Origin of the sequence: Mesorhizobium sp. B3-2-1 (assembly GCF_006439515.1) — a bacterium.
GTDB lineage: Bacteria > Pseudomonadota > Alphaproteobacteria > Rhizobiales > Rhizobiaceae > Mesorhizobium.
Map to the genome: position 1 here is coordinate 17,397 of NZ_VFTI01000031.1, position 24,131 is coordinate 41,527.

A 24,131-nucleotide genomic window follows, 5' to 3' on the forward strand; every position below is an offset into this window, starting at 1 on the left:
CCGATCCAGATGATCGATGCCATCGCGCTATTCATCGCTGCATCCCGTCAAAGTAAAAGCATCCCGGGCCGAGCCGTCGGGGTTGGCATTGGCGAAGTCGGGCCATTCGGCGAACGTCGCACCGAACTGCGGCAGCAGCAGCCCTTTCGGCGCCGGTGTCGCTTCGCGCGAATTCAGCTGCTCGGCGCCGCCGCCGGTCAGGGCATAGATCTGCCCGTCCCATATCCTGCACAGCCCGCTGCCGTCCTGCAGACCCGCTTCGCGGTCGTCGTCGGTGCAGGTGTGGCGGATGGTGCCGAGCGGAAATGAATTTTTGCCGTTGGTCCAGGTGATGTCGGCCGGCAGACTTATGTCGGTATGGGGCACGGTCAGCGAGAACACCTGCGTCGTCAGTGCCGCTGGTTCGTTGTCGAGCGGCCGGAATTGCATGACCGCGCCCGAGCGTGGCTCCTGATAGGTGGCGTGGCTCAGCAGGCATTCCTTGGCGCTCGCCGCTTGCATGAGCCCTAGCGAACCCAGGACAACAAAGGCCAGTTTGCGAATGGTCATCGAAATCTCGGGGAAAGCGTTGTGAAGCAAGGCCGGCTGCGTGCCGGGCTGCACAGTCGCATCATCCGTGCAAAACCATAAGCGAAATCCGGAACCGCTGCGTTTATCGCACGTCGATCGAAACTTGCCCCACGCAAACCAGCAATCTGTATGATCAGACGACGGCCCAGGGGGACAAGGATGCAGCGTTTGGCAATGATCATGGCAATCTCCGCAACTGCGATTGTGCCGGCCGCAGCGGCAGCGCCCTATGTCGGGACTTGGTCCAGGGACAGGTTGAACTGCCGTGCGACCGCCGACGTCCAGCGCCAGACTGTCTTCACCGTGGATCAATCGGCCCTGTCGTTTCCCAACCTCGGCTGCGAGCACGCGAGCTTCCGCAAAACCGCCACCGGTTGGGTGGTTCGCGCCAGCCAGTGTTATGGCGAGGACCCATCGCTTGACGAGCCATTTTCCCGCATCATCCATATCAAAAGAGATGGCGCGACGGTGCGATTGACCTGGCGGGGATTCGATAGCGGACCTCTCGTGCGCTGCTGAAGGCGGCGACGCTCAGACCAGTCCGACCAGCAAGGCCGAGCCGCCGAGAAAGCCTGCCGAACAGACCCACAGCAGCCAGAGCCCGCGCACCCGGCATTCGAGCACCGCCGAGGCGGGATTGGCGGGGTCATAATGCACGTCGACCTTGCCGCTCTCGACATACCGCCTCGCCTGACCGCCGACGAGGCCGGGCAGCGAGGCCGTCACGCTGGCGCCGAAAGCGACGCGATCGGCGCTGTAGCGCTGTCCGGCGACACCATAGCTGTAGACGATGCGGGATTTGAAGACAGTGCGCCAAGGCCGGTAGCCTTCGAACCTGTCGCGGGTCTTGATCGCCTGCAGGCCGGACGCATCGATACGGCCGGCGGTGGTCGGCCATTTTGTCGCCTGCTCGGCCATCGATTTCTGGGCAAAGCCCATGCGCAGCACAAAAAGACCCATGAACAGCAGGAACGCCGCGGCGCCGAGGTTCTGCGGCTTGGGCAAATGCGGCCCGATTGCCTCCATCACGCCACCGACGGAAAACACCAGCACCAGCGCACCAACCACCAGCCCCGCCGAAAGCTGGACCATGAACTTGAAGGCGCCATCCGGCATGGTGCGCTCGATCACCGCCTTGCCCGGACTGGACGGGTCATAGAACACGGTTACCGCCGCGCCGCGCGGAAACCGCGCAAGGGTTTCCGCGACTTCGAAATTTCCGAGGTTCTCCTGCACGCTGTAGTGCGAACTTTGGAATGTCTTGCCACCCACCTTGTACTCATAGGTGATGGCCGGAAAATTGCGGATTTCGGTCGAAGTGCTGCTTTCCGAGCCAGTGCCCGAGCTTGTCACCTCGCGCGCCTCGACACGCGACGAGACGATCTTTCCAGGCGTCGGCAACCAGCGGCTGGCGGCCTTGACCTCTCGCCATTTCAGGAAGGTGACGATCGACAGCATGCCGGCGACCGTGCAGGCAAAGCCAACCAATAGAAATTTGAGCTCCAACTCGCCCCCCGACGACCAAGAGTGCAGCAGCCCGCATATAGACAGCACGGCGCCGGAAATGTCTCGTCTATTCGCAAGATTGGGAAATGAACGCCGGCAACGCCATCCGCACGACGACGTGATAAAAGGTAGTGTCTCAGTTTGAAATTTGAGGCGGCAAAACCCGTTGTCGCGCCCCGGCCCGAACTCCTATATGCTTAGCGGAAAGCATGGAGGCGCGGTTGCCATACGTCAAAGTGGAAATTGCCAAGGGCATCGCATCGGTCGAGCAGAAGCGCGCCGTCATACGCGGCATGACCGACGTGCTTGTCAAGGAGCTTGGGCGCGACCCGGAATACGTCTTTGTCGTCATTGACGAGGTGGAGACAGATAACTGGGGTCGCAAAGGCGAGTCCCTTACCGAGCTTTGGAGGCAGCGCGATGCCAACCGGACCTAAAGGCCAGAAGCGACCAGCCGATGTGATCGGCAATGCCGTCCGCGTCATGCGTATTGCGACCGGCGAGGAAGACGACTCCGTTATCGATGACGGCAAAGACCCTGCCGCCAAGGCGCTCGGCGCAAAGGGCGGTAAAAAGCGCGCCGAGAACATGACGCCGGAGCGGCGCGCCGAGATCGCTAAGAAGGCTGCTGCGAAGCGCTGGGGAAAATAGCAAGCACGTTAGCTTTTGTTCCGCCTCTATGCTTGCAGGTGAATTGCAAGCATGATAGCGCTCCAGCCTTAGCAAGCATGGAGCGATTCTTATGCCGCATAACCCACAGAGCAAAGGCGGGCTCGCAAGAGCCGAAAAACTAACTCCCGAGGAAAAATCGGCAATTGCGTCGGGTGCGGCTAGGGCCCGATGGGAGGATCAAGCCAATCTCCCCAGCGTGGATTTCCCCGGAACGCTGAAACTCGGAAACATCAGTATTCCCTGCGCCGTTCTCACGGATGGTACGCGTGTCTTGTCCGAAAATGGAATTGCGAATGCCTTGCTCGGCGGGCGTAGCGGCGCATCTAAAAGAAAGAAGAAGGCGGCAGGCGAAGCTGGGGCCCATCTGCCCCTTTTTGTGGCACCACGGCAGTTAGAGCCGTTTATTTCCAACGAGTTGCTGGATGGGCCCCTTAGGCCAATCCGCTACGTGGACGGTAGATCTGTTGTTATCGGCTACGATGCGCGCATCCTTCGCGCTGTTTGCGAAATCTGGCTGAGCGCCCGCGCCGCTGGCGCTTTGCAAGACCAGCAGCTCGACAAAGCTCAACGGGCCGAAGAATTGATGCGGGCCCTTGCCGACGTTGGCATCGTCGCATTGGTTGACGAGGCTACGGGTTATCAGGCCTACCGCGCCCGCGATGAACTTCAAAAGATCCTTGCTGCATATATCGCCCCCGAACTGATGCCTTGGACACAACGCTTCCCTCAGAGCTTCTATGCGGAATTGCATCGGGTACGCGGCTGGCGATACGCCCCAGGATCGAACAAGCGCAACCACTACATCGGCAAGCTGACCAACGAATTGATTTACAAGCAACTGCCTGAAGGTGTTCTGGATGAGTTGCGCAATAAGAACCCGCGCGACCCTGACAAGGGACGCAGACGATACACGCATCATCGGTTTCTGACTGACGACATCGGCAACCCACATCTCGAAAAGCAGATTGTTGCAGTCACCACGCTATTAGCGGTTGCTGATGACTGGTCGGATTTTTCCCGCCTGTTCTGTAAAAAGTTCCCGCCGGGCCCCAACGATCTATTCTCGCTTCCCCCTCCAGATAAATGAACAGTAATGCTTGACACTAAGCATAAAAGTTCACATATTAGGGGCGTGAACAAGCTGCCCCTCCAAACCCGCGTCCAAATCCTCACCATGCTTTGCGAGGGTTCTTCCATGCGGTCGATCTCCCGCGTTGCCGACGTGTCGATCAACACGGTTTCCAAGCTGCTGGTTGATGCCGGCAAGTTCTGCGCCGATCTGCATGACCGCGAAGTCCGCAACGTGAAGTCCAAGCGCGTGCAGTGCGACGAAATTTGGAGTTTTACCGGCGCGATGCAGAAGAACGTTTCCGGTATGAAAAAGCCGGTCGATGGCGCTGGCGACACATGGACCTGGACCGCTTTGGACGCCGACAGCAAGCTTATCATTTCGTGGCTGGTCGGCGGTCGCGACGGCGAATATGCGTTGGCCTTCATGGACGACGTGAAGGACCGCCTTGCCAATCGCGTCCAGCTTACGACCGACGGTCACCGCGCCTATCTCAATGCGGTCGAGGAAGCCTTTGGAGCGGACATCGACTATGCCATGCTGGTCAAGCAGTACGGCGAGCCGGAAGGCAAAGCAGTGCCACAGGAACGCCGCTACAGCCCCGCCGTTTGCACTGGCGCGGTAAAGACCCGGATTGAAGGCTCGCCCGATCTGGCGCATGTCAGCACGTCGCACGTAGAGCGGCAGAACCTCACCATGCGGATGCAGATGCGCCGCTTCACGCGCCTTACCAATGCGTTCTCAAAGAAGTTCGAAAACCACGTCCACATGGTCGCGTTGTACACGGTTTGGTACAACTTCATTCGCATTCACAAGACGGTGAAAACGTCGCCAGCAATGGCCGCTGGCGTGTCGGCAACCTTGTGGTCGATGGATGATCTTTGCGAGAAGATGGACGCCGTTGCGCCGAAGCCGGGCAAGCGCGGGCCTTACAAGAAGCACTGGGCCTAGCTATCTTGTCGCAATGACCAGTTCGCTACTCCCGTGCCCATGCTGCCGTTCGCTCGTCGTGAGCCAGCCCGGCAGCTACGAAATCTGCCCAGAGTGCGGATGGGAAGACGATCCCGTGCAAACTGCCGATCCTGATTATGCGGGCGGCGCAAATGAGCTCAGTCTAAATCAATACCGGCGGCAAATTTCAAACTGAGACACTACCTGATAGAAGGACCACTTGACGATCGACCCGATCGGATAAATTCCAGGAAGACAACAGCCGGGACGATGCGCATGAGTGACAAAGCCGACGACGAAACCGATATCGTGAACCAGCTCGCCTATGTCAGGGCCGATCCGACCCAGCACGACACGCTGACGCTTCTCGCCATGATCGATGCCGCCATCGCCGAGATCATGAGCCTGAGGACGCGGCTGCGGCTGTGCGAGGAAAAGAACGCCGGAAGCAACCAGTTCCGATAGGGACGAGCGCCCGGGCGACGGACGGTATCCCGTCCTAGTCCGAGTCAGCCATCATCTGCCTGCCGCCACCGCCGGCCCAGGCGCGCCATTGCCGCTCATCGCTGTGGAAGACGTTGAGATCGATGCGGCCGGTCACGCCATGCGACAGGCCGGAGCCGGAATACTGCCAGAACAGCCACTTGCGATCGGGATAGACCTTTGACGGGTGCCGGGCCACAGCGCGCAGCCAGAACGGGTAGTCCGGGAAGGCGCCCTGAAGGTTGTCGCGATAGAAATCCGGCGCCGTGTAGATGATCGGCCGCTGGCCATAGCGGCGCTCCAGCTTGTCCATGAACACCTGCATCTTCTCCAGCACCTTTTCGCGCGACGGGCGCCGCTGGCAACTGGAGTCGCCGTTCCACTCGACGTCGATCACCGGCGGCAGCGCGCCCTCCACCTTCGGCACGTTGCGGATGAACCAATCGGCCTGCTCGCCGGCGGTGCGGCACCAGTAGAAGAAGTGATAGGCCCCGCGCTTCAGGCCGGCGGCGTCGGCGCCGCGCCAGTTCCTGGTGAACATCGGGTCGAGATGGTCGCCGCCGTCGGTCGCCTTGATGTAGGCGAAGTTGGCGCCCTGGGCGCGCAGCTTCTCCCAATTCACGTCGCCTTGCCAGCGCGACACGTCGACACCATGCACGGCAAGGTGACGGGGCGACGAGCGGCCGAAATTGATCGGCTTGGCATCGCGGAAGCCGTAGCGCGTGACCGGGCCTGCAAGCATGGGCGGCGCCGCCCGCGACAACAGTTTCGGCGGCGACACCAGGGCAGCCTCCTCGATCGGCGGCTCGACGCTGTCGGGCAGTTCGGGTGCGGGAAACGCCACCGTCTCTTCCTCCGCAAGGCCGAAGGGCCGAGCGGTGTCGTCCTCGGGCGCAACCTCAACCCGATTGCGCGCCGCGTTTGCCTTGGCCACCGGAACGGATGTGATCGGCGCGCTTGGCCGCACCACCGAACTGGTCGTCTCATTGGACGGCTTCTGCATGTCGAGCGCGTCCATGCCCGATGTCGACGAACAGCCGGCAAGGCACAGCGATGCGATCACGAAACTGATGACGCCTGGTAACCGCATCTGGACCTGTACTCAAACACAACAGACCGAAGGCGACGGCCGACGGACAACCAGACGAGTTATGAACGAGAAATTACCAATAAAGTTTGAATCAAGTTTTTTACCATGGCTGTGGCCCCTTTCAGACAGTCGCAGGAGCGGCCCGGCCAAGCCTTGACAGCGCCATGATATGGCTGTTGAGAACGGTATGCGGCGTATGCGCCGGCGTTCCCATGAATCTCGAAAAGGCGCCGGGCCACGCGGCTGGCTCGTCAACGACAAGCTCGACCAACTCAGGAGCCTGCTCGAGAGCGGCAGCTGAGGAACACTTTCAAAGGGAGCTTGCGTGCAGTCGTTCATCGACCAGAGCGTTGGTTTCATCGAGAACCATCAGGCCTGGGCGGGCCTCGTGGTCGGATTGCTGGCCTTCGGCGAATCGCTGGTGCTGGTCGGCATCCTGTTGCCCGGCACCACGGTGCTGATCATCGTCGGCGGCCTGGTGGGTGCCGGTATCGTCCAGCCACTGCCGGTCCTCCTCGCCGCGATGATCGGCGCGGCGCTCGGGGACACCATCTCCTTCTTTCTCGGCAAATGGCTCGGGCGCGGCGTCGTCCACAAATGGCCGCTCAACCGCTATCGCCGCGAGATCGCCAGGGCGCGCCTGTTCTTCCATCGCTACGGTTTCGCCGCGGTTTTCGTCGGCCGCTTCTTCGGTCCGGTGCGTGCCACCGTGCCGCTGGTCGCGGGCATGATGGGGATGAACAGGCGCCGCTTCCAGATCGCCAACATCCTGTCGGCGATCATCTGGGCGCCGGTCGTGCTGTCGCCTGGGTGGCTGGTGGCGAAAGGGGCCGACAATCTGCCTGAGCTAGACGCAACCAGCCTGTTCGGCCTGGCGGTGATCGCGGCCATGGCGGCGGCGATCATCGTCGTCGTTATTGTCATCAGACTGCGCGGCAGGCGCGATACCCGGGCTTAGGGCGTTCAGCCGCGCTTCCTGAAGACGCCGATCATCGGCCCCAGGTTCCAGTAGTCGTCGTTGCGGCCGAGGGCCGGAGCGAGCAGGCTCGATATCGTGCCGTCGAGAAAGAGCGCGTTGTCGCAGCCGAGCACGTCGCGAAACAGGCGGGCGAAGGCATGGAACGTCACCGTGCCGTTCGAGATGGCAAAGACGGCAACCCCATCCTTTCGCACTCCGACGCCGTCGCGGCTCTTGCGCGACGTGCCGTCGGACCGGAATTTCGGGTGAAGCTGGCCGTCGATCACCAGCATTGGCCCCGATTGCGTCGCATAGTCGGTGGCTGGCCGCTGCCTGACGAAGTCCCTGGTCGCCCGGACCGCGGCCTTGCCGCCGCCGACGTAGAAGATGCCATTCGGCTGCAGCGAAAAGTTGCCGCTTCCCGAGCCCGTCTTCACACCGGCCATTTCCTGGCCGCGTTCGACATAGAGGCCGACCGGCCTGAGGTCCGGATGATACATGCCGCCATTGATGGCAAACAACATGGTACGGCCGGCCGTGCGCTGGGCGCTGTCGAGATTGTGCAGCGATTGAAAAGGCTTGCCCGCCGGGTCTTTCCAGAACAGTTCGATCGAATACAGTTTCGGATCGACCTCGCAGACGAGAAAGCTCGCGGCCTCGAAGGCGACGTCACGGCAAGGCGGCACCGAAGCGAACCACTGGCCGAATGCCATCATCGTGGCGACCGCGTGGGGCAACGCGCCCTTGACCAAGGTCAGCAACAAGGGCGCAGAATGCAGGAGAGTCAAAAAATCCATGCGCGTTCCGGATTGTCGGTCCCAACGAATTGTCGTGGATAGCACCGCTTGCCGGCACGATGAAGGATTTGCTCGAGGAGAAGCGTGGACTACGGCCCGACGGCTATTTGACGGCGCTGACCAGCTTCTCTTCGCCGGCAAGAATGGAGACCCAGTGCCCGGTGTCGTCACTCGCCTGTCTTTTCAGATAGCGATACGGCGTCTGGTTCCAGACACGAACCTTGTCGACGAGATTGTCGAGGATGAAGTCGCCCTTGTCGGTACGCACCGTCAGCACGGCGTGGCCCTCGCCGTCCGGCTTGCGAACCACCGTCATCAGGAGGTTGGCTATGGCAATGCCCAGGCTGTTGAGCTCACGCCGCTTTTCCAGCGCGTAATCCTCGCAATCGCCGAAGCCATTGTCCGGATAGGCCCACCATTCCTCCTTGCCGTAATTGTCCATGTCGCTCATCGGCTTGACGCGTGCGTTGACCGAAAGGTTCACGGCTCTGATCTCCCGCGACAGCTTGGCGGTCAGTCGTGCCGGCTCGCTGTCGGGTGAACGGATCAAGCACTCGGCGGAATGGATCTTGCAAAAATCATAGTGGCCGATCGGCTGGGAGGTCGAGCCGCCGATAACCATGGAAACGGGAGCCGTGTAGGCGGAACTCGCCGCCGAACAGAAAGCAATCAGGCCAATCGCGAGCCCCAGCCCCTTCGCCTTCCGGCGCCAACCCATCAAGGATGCCATCCGGCCCCGCCCATCTGTTTTGTTAACAGAACGTTAAGGGCGGATGTTGCCGGAAGTCAATGAAGGCGTCCGATCACATCTTCGGGCATGGGTTCATGTCCTCCCGGCGGTTGCAGCCGCGCAACACCGGAAGCGTGCCGATCCGGCCTAGGCAAGCCATCCCGTTGCCACGCCGAGCAGCAAGACAACCCCGAGCACGCCGCGATAGATGACGAAGGGCCAGGCGGAGAAGCGTTCCAGCACGCGCATCAGGCCCCAGATGGCGAAAAAGGCCGATATCGAGGCCACAAGCAGTCCCATGCCGAGAACCGACCATCCATGGGCATCGAGATGCACCTTGTGCAGTTCCCACAATTCCTTGAGGCCGGCGAGCGCGATGGCCGGCAGCCCGAGCAGGAACGAGAAACGGGCCGCCTCCGCCCGCTTGAAGCCAAGCCCCAGTGCCGCCGTCAGGGTCGAGCCGGAACGGGAAACTCCGGGTATCAAGGCGCCGATCTGCGCGATGCCGACCAGCAGTGCATCGGCCAGCGACGCGTCGGCCATGGTGCGCCGGTGGCGGGCAAGGATTTCCGCCAGCCCCAGCAGGACCGCCATGGCGATGCAGGCCCAGCCAATCACACTCAGGCTACGCAACGGCGAATTGCAGGTGTTGAGAACGCCCGAGAGCGCCACCCCGGCGATGACGATGGGGATCGTCGCCAGCACGATCCACAGCGCCAGGCGGAAATGCCGGTCGGCAAAATCGCGGCGCGTGAGGGCGTCGAGCGACCCGAACAGAAGATCCCTCACATCGCCCCAGAAATAGCTGACCACGGCGGCAAGGGCCGCCAGTTGCATGGCGGCAGAGAAGGCGGAACCCGGATCCTGCCAGCCGAGCACGGCCGGCACGATGCGCATATGGGCGGTCGAGGAAATCGGCAGCAGTTCGGTGATGCCTTGCACCAGGCCGAGGAATGCGACCTTGGCAAATCCAAGGCCGACAAAGCCCGTGTCGACGCCTTGCGTGCAGATATCAGCCATGTCGGGTTCCATGCGGGAGAGATCGGACTTGCGAAGGCACGATCGGCGGCGATCGGAGCCGGACAAGCCATACCGTCATGCTGCGGAGAATCAATTTACGGATTTGTAAGCTGGCACCGCCGCGTCAGGCGCGTACGGTTCAAACCGGCCCGAAGGGCCGGCGATGCTCCCATGGGTGAGGTTGACAAGACGATTACGGGCACAGCCACAGTTTCTGGCAGGTCCTGGCAATCACATGCGCGGGCGGCATGACAGGCTCCTCTGCGGACGGCCGGCGAGCCCGCTCAAGCAGCATGCGCACCTGTTCCGGGCGCACACGGTCGCGCTCCATCACAAGCAGGACCATCGGGTCGCTCAAAAGCTCGTCCAGGGTGCTGATGCTGTCGCTCATCCGTCGTCTCCTCGAATGCCGGGCCCGCGACGCTTAGATAGGGTGACAAAGATGGCCCGCCAATGACGCTTTGCCGGCTATCGCGTGTCTCTTTGGGTTATTTTTTGGTCATCCTAGGGCACGTCCTCTCCTGCTGACGGGAAGGAGAAAGCCTAGGCCGGCGGAGCGCCTTCATATTGCGGCAGGCCGTCGTCCAGCATCACCCAAGGCTGCTTCGAGGTGGTCCAGATATGCATCTGGGGCCGGAACAGCGACGGGTCGTCGAGCGAACCGGTCGTGACGCCGATGATGCCGGCCGAAACGCGCCGCGAAAACATCGTCGTGCCGCAGCTCGGGCAAAAACCGCGCTCGAGGTCCGGCGAGGTATTGACCGTGGCCAACGGGCCCTCGACCGTCACATCGTCGATGCGGAACAGAACGCGCGCATTGAAGGCCGCGCCGATCGCCTTCTGGCAGAGCCGGCAATGACAGATGCGCTCGTTGATGGGGCCGGCGTCGGTGCGGTAGCGCACCGCCCTGCACAGGCATCCGCCCTCATATTTTGTCATCGCCTGGATCCATTGTTGGAGTGAACAGGCGGCAAGGTAGCGGCGAAGCCGATTGGGTCAATTGAAAAGCTTTGATACAAGGTCATCGATTATCGTGATGTGGCAGGACCGTCATGACAGCGGACATCGAAACAATCGGCATTGCGGCTCTGTTCGGACCGCCCTCGCCCGCCCGCGACCGCTGCGACGCCAGGATCATGGCCGCCGCGTCCGGCATCGGCTTCATGGCGGTCCGGGATTTCCCCGGCGACGACTGGCTGACGCCGGACAAGCGCGCGCAAGTGCTGCGCATCTTCGCGCTTCCCGATGCCGGGAGGCAGGAATTGCTGCGCTGGAATTTCGATCACACGAAGAAGAATTTCTACCGCGGCTGGTTTCCGCTGCAGCCGCAAGCCGTTTCCTACAAGGAAGGTATCGACATGGGGCCGGACCTTGCCGACGCGGCGCGACTGTCAGCCTCCGACGATCCCTTGTGCGAGCCGACACCACTGCCGGCCGAAAATGCGCTGCCCGGCTGGCGAACCGCGACAGCCGACTACTATCGCGCGATGGAGACGATCGGCACCATGCTGATGCGGTCGATCGCTCGCGGACTTGGCCTGCCTGAACTGATCTTCGATGCCTATTTCGATGGTGGCATCTCGACGCTGCGCCTGATCCGCTATCCCCTGCGCGACGCCAATGCCGGCGTCGACACCAGCGGGCCGGAGTTTTCGGTGATCCACAAGGGTGAGATGCGCACCATCATCGGCCGCGAACATGCCGATTCAGGCTTCGTCACCTTGCTGGCGCAGGATGGCGTCGAGGGCCTGCAGGCAAAGAACCTCGCCGGCGAATGGATCGACGTGCCTCCAGCCAACGGCACGCTGGCGGTCAATTTCGGCCAGTTGCTGGAACGCTGGACCGGCGGCCGCGTGCGGGCGACACGGCACCGGGTCATCGCGCCGAAAACGGTGCGGTTCTCGATCCCGTTCTTCTACGAGCCGCGCGTCGATGCGGAAATCTCGCCTCTGCCATTGGACGACGCCGAACCGTTCGCGCCGTTTCTCTACGGTGACTATCTCTGGGAGTCGGCGACGAACTTCGTCGAGATGAGCGGTATCAAGCATCTGAGGCAGCCGCGCCGCGCCAAGGCTTCCTGAGCGACACGCAGGCCGTCTCGCTGGAGACGACCTGCGGAGATGGCAGGGTCAGGTTTGCGTCCCAAGGACGAGCCGAGCCAACGCGACCCGAAATCGCCGGTGAAAAATTCTGGACACTGTGAGTGCTGCAGAGGAGGCGCGCGTCAGTGACGTTTGGCGTGCACCAGATAGGCGTCGATCTCCGACTCGCCGAGCCACTTGGCTGCCTCCAGACGATGCAGTCCTTCGACAAGTATGTGCCGCTTGCCGTCGTGGCGGACCTGGATCGGCGTCTTCATACCGTTTTCCAGTATATCCTCGGCCAGATGCCGGACGGTCTCGGGATGCAGCGTCTTCTTGCGCGCGGTGGGCACATAGATGTCGTCGACCTTGACCTTTTGCACCCTGAGCATGCCTGTCCCCGTGGCGGAGCCGCCGCCATCTTTCCTGAGATAGTCGGTTTGCCGAGCGCGGCCAAGAGTGCGGCTAACGAATGCTGGCATGATCGTTTCCATTTGACGCCTGGCCGGCGGATCGCCGAAATGGCGCCTCCGATGGTCCAGGGCTTCATGATCAATCCGCCGACCGAATTTCCCGATTTCGGGCTGACGCCCGAGCAACGCCGCCATGCCGTGCGCGGCCACTATTACGAATGGCCAGGCATGGATGGCGAACGCGGCGAGATCTGGTGTTACAGCGACCGGTTTTCGTACCGTGCCGGCGAGACGGTTACGCTGCATGTCAGTTCGACCGCTCCGTCCTTCGGCATCACGATCGTTCGGGACGGCGGCACCGAGACGAAAATGTTCGAGAAGTCTGGCATCGCATCGTGCTGGCAGGACAGTCCGGATCAATGCTCGGCCGAAGGTTGCGGCTGGCAAGCCTCCTTCGAATTTTGCGTCGGAAGCGACTGGTCGTCCGGCGCCTATCGCGTGACCCTGACCGCAGACGGGCGCGACGGCAAGCCGATCCAAAGTCACCACATTTTTATCGTTTCTCCCCAGCCCGGCAAGAAACCCGGCCGCGTGCTGCAGGTGGCGGCGACAGGCACATGGCTTGCCTACAACACCTGGGGAGGCTCCAACCACTATCAGGGCATCACCGGGCCCGACCGCAACCAGTACTCGCCCATCGTGTCGACGCAGCGCCCCTGGTGCCGCGGCTTCGTCGTGCTGCCCGGGGATGCGCCCCGCGTGCCATTGGAGGTCGCGGTGCCGCCGAAGACCGTGCCGCGGTATCCGCACATGGAGTGGGCGCTCGCCACCGGTCATTCGAAGAAATACGCCTCGTCCGGTTGGGCCAGCTACGACAGCCATTTTTTTCGCTTCGCCGAACGGGCTGGTTATGATGTCGACCTGACAAGCCAGCACGATCTGCATTTTTCGCCCGAGATTCTCGACGGCTACGACTGCGCTGTCTTCGTCGGCCACGACGAATACTGGACCTGGGAAATGCGCGATGCGGTCGACTTCTATGTCGAGCGCGGCGGTCATGCGGCGCGCTTTGCCGGCAATTTCATGTGGCAGACGCGGCTCGAGGACGAAGGCCGCCGGCAGGTCTGCTACAAATACCGCGCCCGGGCCGAAGACCCGGCCTATCGCGGCGGCGACGTGACCCGCGCCACCAATTCCTGGGAAGCGCCCGAAATCGGCCGGCCGGGTTCGGCGACCTTCGGGCTCAATGCCACACGTGGTGTCTATGCCGGCTGGGGCGGCTGCGCGCCACGTGGCGTACGCGGCTTTCCGGTCTATCGGCCCGAGCACTGGGCCTTCGCCGGCACCGGCATCTATTACGGCGACCTGCTCGGCGCCGACAGCCATGTCTATGGCTATGAGGTGGACGGGCTCGACTTCGAGATACGCGGCGGCCTGCCCTACCCGACCGCCACCAGCGGCGCGGCCGATGGCTTGCAGGTGCTGGCCGTCGGTATGGCAAGCCAGGTCGAGGAAAGCGCCGACATCCCGGTCGAGGACCAGTTCCTCACCGACGAGGATGGCCGCTTCACCGCCGAAACTTTGTTCGGCGAGGCGAGCGACGCCAATCTCGAAAAGGTCAAACGCGGCAATGGCATGATCGTCAATTTTCCACGCGGCAAGGGCGACGTGTTCCACGCCGGAAGCTGCGAATGGGTCGCCGGCCTGCTAAGACAAGACCCGATGGTCGAACGGGTTACCCAGAATGTCCTCGATCGCTTTCTTGGAAAGTCCTGACATGTCGAAAGTCCAGCCTGCCATTCAAGACACCGATGCCCGGCGCCAATCGCATCTGTTCTACCTCTCCAGCCTACGCCGGCCGCTGATCGACCGCGCCGAAGGCATCTACATGTGGACGCAGGATGGTCGCCGTTTCATCGACGGATCGAGCGGGCCGATGGTCGCCAATATCGGCCATTCCAACCGCAATGTGCTCGACGCCATGAAGCGGCAGATGGACCGCGCCACCTTCGCCTACCGGCTGCATTTCGAGAACGAGCCGGCGGAAGAACTGGCGCGAGAACTTGCCGGCAAGCTGCCGGTAGGCATGGACCGCATCTTCTTCGTCTCCGGTGGTTCCGAAGCGACGGAATCCTGCATCAAGCTGGCGAGGCAATGGGCCGTGGCCACCGGCCAAGCCGGCCGCTGGAAAGTGATCACCCGCTTCCCTTCCTATCATGGCGGTACGCTGGGGTCGCTTTCGATCACCGGCGACGATGCGCTGGCCGAGACTTTTACGCCGATGATGCGGGTGATGCCGACCGTGCCGGCACCAACCGCCTGGCGCGACCGCGACAATCTCTCGATGGAGCAGCGCGGCGTGCGCTATGCCGACATGCTGGAGGAAAAAATCCTCGCCGAAGGCCCCGAAAGCGTCGTCGCCTTCATCATGGAGCCGATCGGCGGCGCCGCGACCGCTGCGCTTGTCGCGCCGGACAGCTACTATGCGCGCATCCGCGAGATCTGCGACCGCTACGGCATCCTGCTGATCCATGACGAAGTGATGAGCGGTGCCGGCCGCACCGGCAAATTCCTCGGCGGCGACCACTGGAATTGCAAGCCGGATATCGTCGCGCTGTCGAAGGGACTGGGATCGGGCTACGCGCCGCTCGGGGCACTGGCGGCGCCGATGCGGCTGGTCGAGCCGCTGCTCGCCACCGGCGGCTTCCAGCACGGCCACACCTATGCCGGCAACCCGCTGGCCTGCGCCGCCGGACTTGCCGTGCTGGGTGAAATGGACCGGCTCGACCTGATCGCCAACGCCGCCGCCATGGGCGACGTGCTGATGGACGGATTGAAGGGCCTGGCGAAGCGCTTCCCGTTCATTGCCGATGTTCGCGGCAAGGGGCTGCTTACCGGCGCCGAAATGGTCGCCGATCCCGATACGCTGAAACCGATCGAACAGAGCAAAAAAACCACTCAGCGCCTGCTCGACCTGGCCTATGAGCGCGGGCTGATCATCTATGGCCGCAGGGTCAAGGGCGGCGTCGACGGCGACAATTTCATGGTGGCACCGCCGATGATCGTCACCAGCGAACAGATCGGCGAGATCATCTCCATCATTGGCGACTCGCTTGAGATTCTTGCCTCCGAGCTAGATCTGCCGGTCGAAGGCCGGGGGTAGAGCAGATGGCGCCGCGCAAAGTCATCATCACCTGCGCCGTTACAGGTTCGGTGCACACGCCGTCGATGTCGCCCTATCTGCCGGTGACACCGGACCAGATTGCCGCGGACGCCATCGCGGCGGCCGAGGCCGGCGCCTCGATCCTGCATCTGCATGCCCGCGACCCAAAAGACGGGCGGCCGACCGCCGATCCCGATGTGTTCATGCAGTTCCTGCCGCGCATCAAGCAGGCGACGTCGGCTGTCATCAACATCACCACCGGCGGTTCCTCGCTGATGACGCTCGACCAGCGGTTGGCGGCGCCGCTTCGGGCCGAGCCCGAGATGTGCTCTCTCAACATGGGCTCGATGAATTTCGCGCTGTTTCCGATGCTCGACAAGCCAAGGGAATGGCAACACGAATGGGAACCGAAGCTGCTCGAAGCCACGCGCGACACCATCTTCAAGAACACGTTCGCCGACATGGAGGGCGTGCTCGAGCGGCTTGGCAAAGGCTGCGGCACCCGCTTCGAGTTCGAGTGCTACGATGTCGGCCACCTCTATTCGCTGGCGCATTTCCGCGACCGGGGGCTGGTGTCGGGACCGCTGTTCATCCAGTTCGTGCTGGGCATACTGGGCGGCATCGGCGCCGACCCTGACAATCTCGTCCACATGAAGCGCATCGCCGACAAATTGTTCGGCGACAGCTACCAGTTCTCGGTGCTGGCCGCGGGCCGCAACCAGATTCCGCTGATATCGATCGCCGCCGCGATGGGCGGCAATGTCCGTGTCGGGCTGGAAGACAGCCTCTATGACGGCCGCCAATTGGCGAAATCCAACGCCGACCAGGTGCGCCGCATCCGTGGCATTCTCGACGGGCTTTCGCTGGAGGTTGCGACACCGGCGGAAGCGCGCGACATGCTGGCGCTCAAGGGCGGCGACCGGGTGGCTTTTTGAGACAAGACCGTGACTAATCCATCCAATGATGTCCTCCTCCGCCCCGGCACCATCGATGATGTCGAAAACATCCATGCGGCGATCCTGAAGCTCGGTACCCATATCGGCGCGCCCGAGGAAATCGTCTCGACGGCGGACGACCTCAGAACCTGGGGCTTCGGCGAAAAGCCCGCCTTCTCGACCCTGATCGCCGAAGTCGGTGGCGAATTCGCCGGGCTTTGCCTGCATTTCCCGATCTTCTCGACCTGGATGGGTCGGCCTGGCGTCTATGTGCAGGACCTCTATGTCGAGGACCGGTTCCGTGGCCGCAAGATCGGCGAACGCCTGCTGCGGCGCGTGGCGGCCGAGTGCCGTAGGGATGGCGGCGTGTATCTCAGGCTGTCCGTCGACACCGACAATGAGGGAGCCAAGACCTTTTACGAGAGGTTGGGCATTGCCTGGTCGAGTTACGAGCAGACGCAGAAAATCATCGGCGAGGCCTTTTTCGCCTTCGCCGACGCGTCGGAAAATGGGGAGCAGGAATGAAAGCCTTCTACGCGCAGGAGCAGAAGCGGCACGACCCCAAGGCCTTTCTTTCCAGCGGTGCGGCGCAACCCAACCCTGAAAAACCGGAACGCGTCGAAAGATTGCTAGCCGGCGCAAAATCCGCCGGTTGCACGATCGAGCGACCGCGCGATCACGGCCTCGGCCCGGTCTCGGCGGTGCACACACCCGAATATCTCGACTTCCTCGAACATATTTTCGAACGCTGGCAGCGGATCGAAGGGGCGTCGGCCGAGGTCATCCCCAACATCCACCCGATCGCCCGCAACGGCTCCTATCCGGCCTCCGCTGTCGGCCAGGCCGGCTACCACATGGCCGACACCGCTTGTCCAATCTCGGGCGAAACCTGGCATAGCGCGCTATGGAGCGCCTGGAGCGCGGTCGAGGCGGCGGAAACGGTGATGGCAGGCGCTTCCGGTGCCTATGCACTGTGCCGACCACCCGGCCATCACGCCTTTGCAGATGTCGCCGGCGGCTTCTGCTTCATCAACAATTCGGCCGTCGCGGCACAGGTGCTGCGCAGACAGGCTGCCCGCGTGGCGATCCTCGATGTCGACCTGCATCACGGCAATGGCACGCAAGGCATTTTCTATGCGCGGCCTGACGTGCTGACCGTTTCGCTTCATGCCGATCCCGTGCGCTTCTACCCGTTCTTCTGGGGCCATGCCGACGAGCGCGGTGAAGGTCCGGGACTTGGCTACAATTTCAACCTGCCGCTGCCGCGCAAATCCGCGGACGCGGCGTTTCTGGAGGCACTCGCCGTGGCGGTCCAGCGCATCCGCGCCTTCTCTCCCGATGCGCTGGTCGTGGCGCTCGGCCTCGACGCGTTCGAGGGCGATCCGTTCGGCGGGCTTTCGGTGACGACGCCAGGTTTCTCGCGCATCGGCGAGGCGATCACCCGGCTCGGCCTGCCGACGGTCATCGTCCAGGAAGGCGGCTATCTCTGCGACGCGCTCGGCGACAATCTCACCGCGTTCCTCACCGGTTTTGGCGGCAAGGCGCGGTGACAATGCAAGCTCGCGTCAGGAGCGTTGCTGCCTGAGCATGGCAATCACCCGGTGCACGCTCTCCAGCGTTTCGTCGATTTCGGACGCCGTATTGTAGTGCGCGATGCCGATGCGCACGACGCCCTGCTCGGCGGGAATGCCGAGTTGGTGGACGATTTCCCAGGCATAGTTGTGGCCCGACCACAGGAAAATGTTTTCGGCGTTCATCTGCCGCACAATCGTTTCGGGCACTATGCCGTCCACGGTGAAGGAGACAGTCGGGACACGCTCATGGATCCGCGCCGGATCAGCGATGCCGTGGATGGTCAGCCCGGAAATATCGGACAGGCCGTCGATCAGCCTTTGCGCCAACGGGTTTTCATAGGCGATGGAGACTTCGAACGCCCTGGCAATCCTGCGCCTTCTCGACCCACCCTCGCCGGCCGAGGCGCCGAGGTCGGCAAAATAGTCGACCGCGGCGGTGAGCCCGGCCATCAGTTCGATCTGCGGCGTGCCGAGTTCGAAACGCTCCGGCAGGCCATTCGAGGAACAGCGGCATTTATAGGCTTTCAGGCCGTCGATGACCTCGCGCCGGCCCCACAATATGCCCATATGCGGACCGAAGAATTTATAGGCCGAACAGATCAGGAAATCGCAGCCGAGCTCCTGCACGTCGATCAGGCCATGCGGCGCGAATTGCACGGCATCGACATAAACCAGCGCGCCGGCGTCTTTCGCAAGTTGGGTCAAAGACCTGACCCGGTTGATCGAGCCGGTGAGATTGCTGGCGTAGTTCAACGCCACCAGCCGTGTCTTGCCGGACAGCAGACCTGCCAGCGTCGCCTCCTCGACCTGCCAGCTCTTCTCGTCGAACGGCAGCCAGTGCACGACGAGGCCAAGGTCCTCGGCCAGTTGCAGCCAGGGCGACACATTGCCCTCATGGTCCATGCGGGTGAGGATGATCTCGTCGCCTGGCTTCATCGTGCGCCCGAGCGTTCGCGACATGTGATAGGTCAGCGTCGTCATGTTGGCGCCGATAATGATCTCCTGGGGGCTTGCGGCACCGAGGAAATCGGCCATCGCCAGATGCGCCTCGTCAACGATCTGCTGCGCCGCGATCGTCGTTTCAAAATAGCCGCCAAGATTGGCATTGGTCGTGAGCAGGCAGCGCGACACCGCATCGGCCACGGCCTGCGGCACCTGCGTGCCGGCAGGATTATCGAGATAGATGCGCCGCTGGCCCTTGTCGGTCAGCGAGAGAGCGGGAAATTTTCCACGCACGGCCTCGATCGGGAAATCCACCATCGTCTCCACCCCTTTGCTTTTGCTCGAAAATTCCGGACTCGGTCACGGACAGGGATTGCCGACCCGCTGGTGAACGGCGTCCACCGCTTTCTGCATTTCTTCGGTCCAGACGACATCCACCGAAGACAGCGCTATCTCGAGCTGTGCAACCGATGTCGCGCCGACAATGTTCGACGTGACAAAAGGTCGGCTCGAGACATAGGCATTGGCAAACAGCGCCGGCTCCAGGCCGAACGAGCGTGCCAGTTCATTGTATTCGAGCTGCGCTTCGGCGGCATTGGGCGTCTCATACCGCTGACCGCGATTGAACAGTTGCGAGCGCGAGCCTTGCGGGCGGGCGCCGTGATCGTATTTGCCGGTCAGATAACCCTGCGCCAGTGGCGAATAGGCGAGCAGCGAGACCTCTTCGCGCTCGCAAACCTCGGCGAGGTTCACCTCGAAGGTGCGGTTGACCAGGTTGTAGGCGTTCTGGATCGAGGCGACGCGCGGACCGATCCCCTTGTCGGCCTCCGCGAGGAAGCGCATCACGCCCCAAGAACTCTCGTTCGAAAGACCGAAATGGCGGATTTTCCCTGCCTTCACCAGTTCCTCGAACACTGCGAGCGTCTCGGCGATCGGCGTTTCGCCGGCTGGTGCGCCGACAGTATCGGCACGCCGCGCCACCGCGCCGACACGCGTCGGGTTGGCGCCCCAGGGAATGTCGCGCTCCGGCCAGTGGATCTGATAAAGGTCGACATAGTCCGTGCCGAGCTTGGCCAGCGACTTGTCGATGGCATCAAAGATATCGGCCCGCACCAATTGCGAGGGTCGGTCGCCGCGAAACCAGGCATTGGCCGTGCGACCGACGACCTTTGAGGCAAGGATCACCTTGTCGCGATTGCCCTTGGACTTCATCCAGCTGCCGATGATCTTCTCGGTCCGCCCTTGCGTCTCGGCCTTGGGCGGGATCGGATAGAGTTCGGCGGTGTCGATGAAATTGACGCCACGCGAGAAGGCCAGGTCCATCTGGGCATGGCCCTCGGCCTCGGTGTTCTGCTGGCCCCAGGTCATCGAACCAAGGCAAATCTGGGTAACAAGAAGATCGGTCCGACCGAGACGGCGTTTGTGCATGGAATTCTGCTCCGGAGGGAAGGTCTGCGCGGCTGCGCCGGGAGGAATTCGCATCTTATAGGAAAAGCGAAGGCGCTCTCCAAGCCTCGCCGGGCCGACTTTTGCGTGAGCGGAGACGGTTAGCGGCGTGCGGCAGCCACGGCGGCGCGGCGCTTGGCCTCGTCGATCAGCATATTGGCCACCTGCATGCGGACCATGGCGCGCTGGCGCAGATGCGGGGCAACGCGGTCGGGATGGTTGGAGAAGGCAAAGCTGCGGCGCATGCGGCCGAAATCGGCAAGGCCCTTGGGCTGATTCAGTCCCAGTTCGACCGCGATCGATTCAGGATCGATCGGCGGCAATGCTTCCTCCGGCTTCGGCTCTTCGCCAGCCAGGGCCAGCCTGGCCTGTTCGAGCAAGGCGGCGAATTCGCCGGCCAGATCGGCACCGGCCTCGCGATATTCCGCGGCGGATACCTTGATGCGGCCGGAATGGAGTTCATCGGCGACCGAGAGATAGTCGAACGGGATGGATGGGCGCGCGCCGGTCTCCGCGCCCTCGATGCCGTCGCCCTTGTCGGAGGCGACGAAGAGGTCGTCGAGCAACGAAGCGAAATCACGCTTGGCGCTGGTAGCGATGTCAGCCTCCCGCTTGCCTGACTGTCTGGACTACAAAGTAGAACCGGCTCGTTAAAAATACATGCCACCGATGTGAACGAATTTAGCCGTTGCGAGGATTGCGATCGAGGATCAATGCTCCTCAAACGAAGAAGCCGGACTGCACCTTCATGCAGTCCGGGATGTGCCAGCTTCGAAGCCTACGATTGGCGCCGCGCAAGAGTTTCACCGGGCCGCAAAAAAATTCTAAAAATCATCCGGACATGGCAGGCATGCAAATGCTGCACTGCACAATCTTCACGATTCACCTATACTGTCTGGCGTGGAGGACCAACCAGGAGCCTGAACCATGGGTTTCTTCACGGAAATGTTCGCCCGGCCGCGCCCGCAGGAACATCAGAGATATCGCGCGGCGCTCGCACTGCTTTATTCCATGAGCAACGCCGAGCGCGCCGACATCGGCATCAAGCCTGCCGATTTCCCGCGCATCGCCCGCGAAATGTCCATCCGCTAGGCAGGTGGCGAGATGTCCCGGATCGATACGGGACATCTCGAACGTCACTCCTCAACGCGATCCCAGGAATGTCGCCTTTCCCAGCGGCACGCCATTGTGGCGAAGGATGTCGTAGGCGGTGGTGAGGTGGAAATAGAAGTTGGGCATGGCAGCGTGCAGCAGATACTGCATGCCGCTCAATGTGGTTTCCCGGCCCCCCAGCTTCAACTCGATCATCCTGTCATCCGACCCGTCGATATCGGCTGCCGAAAAAGTCGCCAAATAGGCGACAGTCTTGGCGATCCTCGCTTCGAGTTCGGCAAAGCTTGCTTCATTGTCCTCGTATTTCGGCACTTCGCGGCCGGCCAGACGTGACGGCGCGCCCTTGGCATGGTCGGTTGCGATCTGCACCTGCCGGGTCAGCGCGAACATGTCGGGCGCGAGCCGCGCCGTCAAAAACACCTGCGGATCGATCTTGCGGTCAAGCGCATTCTGTTCGGCTGCCGCCAGCACACTGGAAAGTGCCTTCAGCCTGGCTGAAAACACGGGCACGGATGCCTCATACATCGATATCGTCACGTCAGATCTCCTGTCCGGCAGGAACGCCGGCGGGAACCTAGCGCCCTCAGGCGCGATTCTTCAAGCTGAAGCCGGACGGCGTCACCACGTCGCCGCAATCGCCATGGTAGAATCTTCGTTATCGAGTGGAGATTCCCGATGAGACGCGTCCTTCTGGCAGCGACTGCCCTTCTCTCCCTTGCCACGACAGGCCAGACCGCATTGGCCGCCAGCGATACGCCCCAAGCGCCTTACGTCGATGATCGGTCGAGCGCGGACGCGGTCGTCCGCTCTCTCTACAGCGCCATCAACCGCCATGAATTCGCCCGCGCCTGGGGCTACTATGGAGATACAAAGCCGGCAAAGGATTTCGATACGTTCGTCAAAGGCTATGACGGCACCGACACTGTGGAGGTCAAGACCGGTCCGATCTCGGACGAGGGCGCGGCGGGCAGCATCTATTACAACGTCCCGGTTGCCATCCAGGCAACCGACAAGAAGGGCGAAGCGAAGGTCTTCGCCGGCTGCTACACGCTGCGCCAGGTCAATGCCCAAATCCAGGCGCCGCCCTTCCAGCCGATCTTTATCGACAAGGGGGCGCTGAAGCCCTCCACCGCGGATTTCGACGAGGCGCTGCCGCCAAGCTGCGGCGACGGTCCGCCGCCGCCGAAGAAGGATGCCGCACTGGAACAGGCCAAGAAGGCCTTTCTGGCTGGCTATGCCGACCAGTGTGACAAAAATCTTCTAGCCAACGAGCCGGAAACTTTCTCGATCAAATACAGGGACAAGAACGCGGCTGCCAGCGATCCCGACCGGGAAACGCGGCTTTTCCATTTCGCCTGCTCTGCCGCGGCCTATAATGAAAACTCCATCTACTACATGAGCGATGATGTATCTGGTGTGCGGCAGTTGCAGTTCACCGAGCCTGAGATGGATATCCGCTACGTCAACAACGACAGCGAGGGCAAGGTCGAGTCCATGCACATTGTCGGCTTCCGGACGACAGGCTGGGCGACCAATTCCGACTATGACAAGGATGCCCATACGATCACCACCTTCAACAAATGGCGCGGCGCCGGCGATGCCTCGTCATCGGGCACCTATCTGTTCCGCAACGGCGATTTCTCGCTGGTCCAGTATGATGTCGATGCGTCCTATGACGGCGAGCAGAATCCTGAGACAGTCGTCGACTACAACACCGCGCCCTGAAAATACCCCGGGCTTGCAGTCAGCGTCGTTCAAGGCGCCTTCGACAGCATCCAGTTGAGAGTACCGCGCCAGTCGACCATGCGAATCGGCGTGCCATGCGTGCCGGTTTCGAAGCGGACGAAGCGGGTCGGATAGGCCTTCGACCTGGCTAGGATGGAGCGGAAGAACGCTTCCTGATTGGCGACGGGAAAGACCACATCATGGCTGCCCTGGCCGAAGAACACCGGCACGCGACGCTTGAAGGCGGGACTTGCAAGAAAGCCCTCGTCCCACAGCGATCCGAGCAGCAGCAGTCCATCCACGCGGGCGCCAGTATCCTTGCGTGCGGCAAGCTTCCAGCACAGCGCACCGCCCATCGAGCCGCAAGCGATGAAGATTTTCGCGCCCGGGGACTGTTCGGCATAGTGCTCGATCAGGGCCGCGATCAGTGCTGCGCCCTTGTCGCCGAAATCAGGAAAATCAGGTGTGATATAGAGCCCGCCATTGCCGGCCATCAGGTTCTTGAGGCGGTTGAAATTGCCGCCGAAGGTGAAGTCGTCCATGCCTTGCTTGCGGCTGCCGCCCTGCCCGTGCAGATAGAGCACGATGACGGCGGCGCCTTGCGTCTTGCCTACGGCGACATGCCTGACATCGCCGGCGTCCGTCTTCAACATCAGATCCTGCTGCACCTTGCGCACGCCGGTGTCGGTGTACTGGGGGTGCACGCGCTTTTCTGGCACCTCGTCGCGCTGGTTGATGTCGCGCATTTCACGGTAGTCGAGGACGGTGTAGGCGCCGTCGCTGTCGGACGAGAGCGTCGCCGGATAGGCGAAGAGATCGTCCTTGAAGGGTTTGAGCGTGAGAACATCAGCGTAGGCCGCGATCGGAAACAAGAAGGATATTGCAAGCAGAAA

The 24,131-nt window shown here is 62.1% G+C and carries 29 protein-coding genes; 15 read left to right on the forward strand and 14 right to left on the reverse strand.

The genetic code is table 11. From position 1 onward, the window contains the following. Window positions 1-27: 27 nt before the first annotated feature. A complete protein-coding gene (locus FJW08_RS26010) occupies window positions 28-549 on the reverse strand; it encodes a hypothetical protein (protein WP_140812853.1) in 522 nt (173 codons plus the stop codon). 201 nt (window positions 550-750) lie between these two features. On the opposite strand from FJW08_RS26010, the gene FJW08_RS26015 reads away from it, so the two are divergent. Next, complete coding sequence (locus tag FJW08_RS26015) at window positions 751-1,089, forward strand: hypothetical protein (RefSeq protein ID WP_246682576.1); 339 nt, start codon at window positions 751-753, stop codon at window positions 1,087-1,089. 12 nt (window positions 1,090-1,101) lie between these two features. Here the strand turns inward: FJW08_RS26015 and FJW08_RS26020 are convergent, their stop codons facing one another. Then, a complete protein-coding gene (locus FJW08_RS26020; protein WP_181183051.1) occupies window positions 1,102-2,076 on the reverse strand; it encodes a DUF3592 domain-containing protein in 975 nt (324 codons plus the stop codon). Between the two features lie 209 nt (window positions 2,077-2,285). Between FJW08_RS26020 and FJW08_RS26025 the strand changes: the two genes are divergently transcribed. The 5 genes from FJW08_RS26025 to FJW08_RS26050 all read left to right on the forward strand — a co-directional run bounded on the left by FJW08_RS26025 (window position 2,286) and on the right by FJW08_RS26050 (window position 5,233). Further along, a complete protein-coding gene (locus FJW08_RS26025) occupies window positions 2,286-2,513 on the forward strand; it encodes a 4-oxalocrotonate tautomerase family protein (RefSeq protein WP_140812855.1) in 228 nt (75 codons plus the stop codon). A gap of 22 nt (window positions 2,514-2,535) precedes the next feature. Further along, window positions 2,536-2,727: an RNA-binding protein gene (locus FJW08_RS26030; protein ID WP_246682579.1), complete on the forward strand. Its 192-nt coding sequence runs from the start codon at window positions 2,536-2,538 to the stop codon at window positions 2,725-2,727. 91 nt (window positions 2,728-2,818) lie between these two features. Beyond that, a complete protein-coding gene (locus FJW08_RS26035) occupies window positions 2,819-3,835 on the forward strand; it encodes a P63C domain-containing protein (protein WP_140812857.1) in 1,017 nt (338 codons plus the stop codon). Between the two features lie 45 nt (window positions 3,836-3,880). Further along, window positions 3,881-4,768, forward strand: coding sequence for a DDE-type integrase/transposase/recombinase (locus FJW08_RS26040; RefSeq protein WP_210241218.1), 888 nt, complete (start codon window positions 3,881-3,883; stop codon window positions 4,766-4,768). Between the two features lie 276 nt (window positions 4,769-5,044). Continuing rightward, window positions 5,045-5,233: a hypothetical protein gene (locus tag FJW08_RS26050; protein ID WP_140755100.1), complete on the forward strand. Its 189-nt coding sequence runs from the start codon at window positions 5,045-5,047 to the stop codon at window positions 5,231-5,233. 34 nt (window positions 5,234-5,267) lie between these two features. Here the strand turns inward: FJW08_RS26050 and FJW08_RS26055 are convergent, their stop codons facing one another. Then, the gene (locus FJW08_RS26055; RefSeq protein WP_140812860.1) at window positions 5,268-6,341 is read right to left on the reverse strand and encodes a GH25 family lysozyme; all 1,074 of its coding nucleotides are present in this window, start codon (window positions 6,339-6,341) and stop codon (window positions 5,268-5,270) included. 325 nt (window positions 6,342-6,666) lie between these two features. Here FJW08_RS26055 and FJW08_RS26060 point away from each other — a divergent pair, with 325 nt between their 5' ends. Further along, on the forward strand, window positions 6,667-7,299 hold the full coding sequence (locus FJW08_RS26060; protein WP_140812861.1) for a DedA family protein: 633 nt from the start codon (window positions 6,667-6,669) through the stop codon (window positions 7,297-7,299). Window positions 7,300-7,304: 5 nt separating this feature from the next. On the opposite strand, the gene FJW08_RS26065 is transcribed toward FJW08_RS26060, so the two are convergent. From FJW08_RS26065 to FJW08_RS26085, 5 genes are all read right to left on the reverse strand, one after another. Then, window positions 7,305-8,096, reverse strand: coding sequence for a phosphodiester glycosidase family protein (locus FJW08_RS26065; protein ID WP_140755106.1), 792 nt, complete (start codon window positions 8,094-8,096; stop codon window positions 7,305-7,307). A gap of 103 nt (window positions 8,097-8,199) precedes the next feature. Next, window positions 8,200-8,826 carry a transglutaminase-like cysteine peptidase gene (locus FJW08_RS26070; RefSeq protein ID WP_140812862.1) on the reverse strand — a complete coding sequence of 209 codons (627 nt, stop codon included), beginning with the start codon at window positions 8,824-8,826 and terminating at the stop codon, window positions 8,200-8,202. Between the two features lie 147 nt (window positions 8,827-8,973). Continuing rightward, window positions 8,974-9,846: an undecaprenyl-diphosphate phosphatase gene (locus FJW08_RS26075; protein ID WP_140812863.1), complete on the reverse strand. Its 873-nt coding sequence runs from the start codon at window positions 9,844-9,846 to the stop codon at window positions 8,974-8,976. 193 nt (window positions 9,847-10,039) lie between these two features. After that, on the reverse strand, window positions 10,040-10,237 hold the full coding sequence (locus tag FJW08_RS26080; protein ID WP_140755112.1) for a hypothetical protein: 198 nt from the start codon (window positions 10,235-10,237) through the stop codon (window positions 10,040-10,042). Window positions 10,238-10,389: 152 nt separating this feature from the next. After that, window positions 10,390-10,785: a GFA family protein gene (locus FJW08_RS26085; RefSeq protein WP_140812864.1), complete on the reverse strand. Its 396-nt coding sequence runs from the start codon at window positions 10,783-10,785 to the stop codon at window positions 10,390-10,392. A 113-nt stretch (window positions 10,786-10,898) separates the two neighbouring features. On the opposite strand from FJW08_RS26085, the gene FJW08_RS26090 reads away from it, so the two are divergent. Further along, complete coding sequence (locus FJW08_RS26090; RefSeq protein WP_140812865.1) at window positions 10,899-11,927, forward strand: 2OG-Fe(II) oxygenase family protein; 1,029 nt, start codon at window positions 10,899-10,901, stop codon at window positions 11,925-11,927. 143 nt (window positions 11,928-12,070) lie between these two features. On the opposite strand, the gene FJW08_RS26095 is transcribed toward FJW08_RS26090, so the two are convergent. Then, complete coding sequence (locus tag FJW08_RS26095; protein ID WP_140755118.1) at window positions 12,071-12,319, reverse strand: ParB N-terminal domain-containing protein; 249 nt, start codon at window positions 12,317-12,319, stop codon at window positions 12,071-12,073. 156 nt (window positions 12,320-12,475) lie between these two features. Here FJW08_RS26095 and FJW08_RS26100 point away from each other — a divergent pair, with 156 nt between their 5' ends. From FJW08_RS26100 to FJW08_RS26120, 5 genes are read left to right on the forward strand one after another with little or no spacing between them, the layout of a single operon-like run. Continuing rightward, a complete protein-coding gene (locus tag FJW08_RS26100) occupies window positions 12,476-14,116 on the forward strand; it encodes a N,N-dimethylformamidase beta subunit family domain-containing protein (protein WP_140812899.1) in 1,641 nt (546 codons plus the stop codon). A 1-nt stretch (window position 14,117) separates the two neighbouring features. Continuing rightward, entirely contained in the window at window positions 14,118-15,503 is a 1,386-nt protein-coding gene (locus tag FJW08_RS26105; protein WP_140812866.1) for an aspartate aminotransferase family protein, read from the forward strand. A gap of 5 nt (window positions 15,504-15,508) precedes the next feature. Further along, entirely contained in the window at window positions 15,509-16,438 is a 930-nt protein-coding gene (locus FJW08_RS26110) for a 3-keto-5-aminohexanoate cleavage protein (RefSeq protein WP_140812867.1), read from the forward strand. Window positions 16,439-16,447: 9 nt separating this feature from the next. Beyond that, window positions 16,448-16,963 (forward strand): GNAT family N-acetyltransferase, encoded by a 516-nt coding sequence (locus tag FJW08_RS26115; RefSeq protein ID WP_140755124.1) that lies wholly within the window; start codon window positions 16,448-16,450, stop codon window positions 16,961-16,963. After that, window positions 16,960-17,988 carry a histone deacetylase family protein gene (locus tag FJW08_RS26120; protein WP_140755126.1) on the forward strand — a complete coding sequence of 343 codons (1,029 nt, stop codon included), beginning with the start codon at window positions 16,960-16,962 and terminating at the stop codon, window positions 17,986-17,988. The genes FJW08_RS26115 and FJW08_RS26120 overlap by 4 nt, the downstream gene beginning before the upstream one ends. Before the next feature lie 15 nt (window positions 17,989-18,003). Here FJW08_RS26120 and FJW08_RS26125 read toward each other — a convergent pair whose 3' ends face one another. From FJW08_RS26125 to FJW08_RS26135, 3 genes are all read right to left on the reverse strand, one after another. After that, the gene (locus FJW08_RS26125; protein WP_181183052.1) at window positions 18,004-19,272 is read right to left on the reverse strand and encodes a cysteine desulfurase-like protein; all 1,269 of its coding nucleotides are present in this window, start codon (window positions 19,270-19,272) and stop codon (window positions 18,004-18,006) included. Between the two features lie 42 nt (window positions 19,273-19,314). Further along, a complete protein-coding gene (locus FJW08_RS26130; protein ID WP_140812869.1) occupies window positions 19,315-20,382 on the reverse strand; it encodes an aldo/keto reductase in 1,068 nt (355 codons plus the stop codon). Between the two features lie 119 nt (window positions 20,383-20,501). Further along, window positions 20,502-20,966 carry a hypothetical protein gene (locus FJW08_RS26135; protein WP_140812870.1) on the reverse strand — a complete coding sequence of 155 codons (465 nt, stop codon included), beginning with the start codon at window positions 20,964-20,966 and terminating at the stop codon, window positions 20,502-20,504. Window positions 20,967-21,327: 361 nt separating this feature from the next. Here FJW08_RS26135 and FJW08_RS26140 point away from each other — a divergent pair, with 361 nt between their 5' ends. Continuing rightward, window positions 21,328-21,492 carry a hypothetical protein gene (locus FJW08_RS26140; protein ID WP_140755132.1) on the forward strand — a complete coding sequence of 55 codons (165 nt, stop codon included), beginning with the start codon at window positions 21,328-21,330 and terminating at the stop codon, window positions 21,490-21,492. A 51-nt stretch (window positions 21,493-21,543) separates the two neighbouring features. Here FJW08_RS26140 and FJW08_RS26145 read toward each other — a convergent pair whose 3' ends face one another. Next, window positions 21,544-22,050, reverse strand: a complete 507-nt coding sequence (locus tag FJW08_RS26145; protein WP_140755134.1) for a DUF1993 family protein — start codon at window positions 22,048-22,050, stop codon at window positions 21,544-21,546. Between the two features lie 138 nt (window positions 22,051-22,188). Here FJW08_RS26145 and FJW08_RS26150 point away from each other — a divergent pair, with 138 nt between their 5' ends. Continuing rightward, complete coding sequence (locus FJW08_RS26150) at window positions 22,189-23,238, forward strand: DUF1176 domain-containing protein (protein ID WP_140812871.1); 1,050 nt, start codon at window positions 22,189-22,191, stop codon at window positions 23,236-23,238. A gap of 29 nt (window positions 23,239-23,267) precedes the next feature. Here the strand turns inward: FJW08_RS26150 and FJW08_RS26155 are convergent, their stop codons facing one another. After that, a complete protein-coding gene (locus FJW08_RS26155; RefSeq protein ID WP_140812900.1) occupies window positions 23,268-24,119 on the reverse strand; it encodes an alpha/beta fold hydrolase in 852 nt (283 codons plus the stop codon). Window positions 24,120-24,131: the final 12 nt, after the last annotated feature.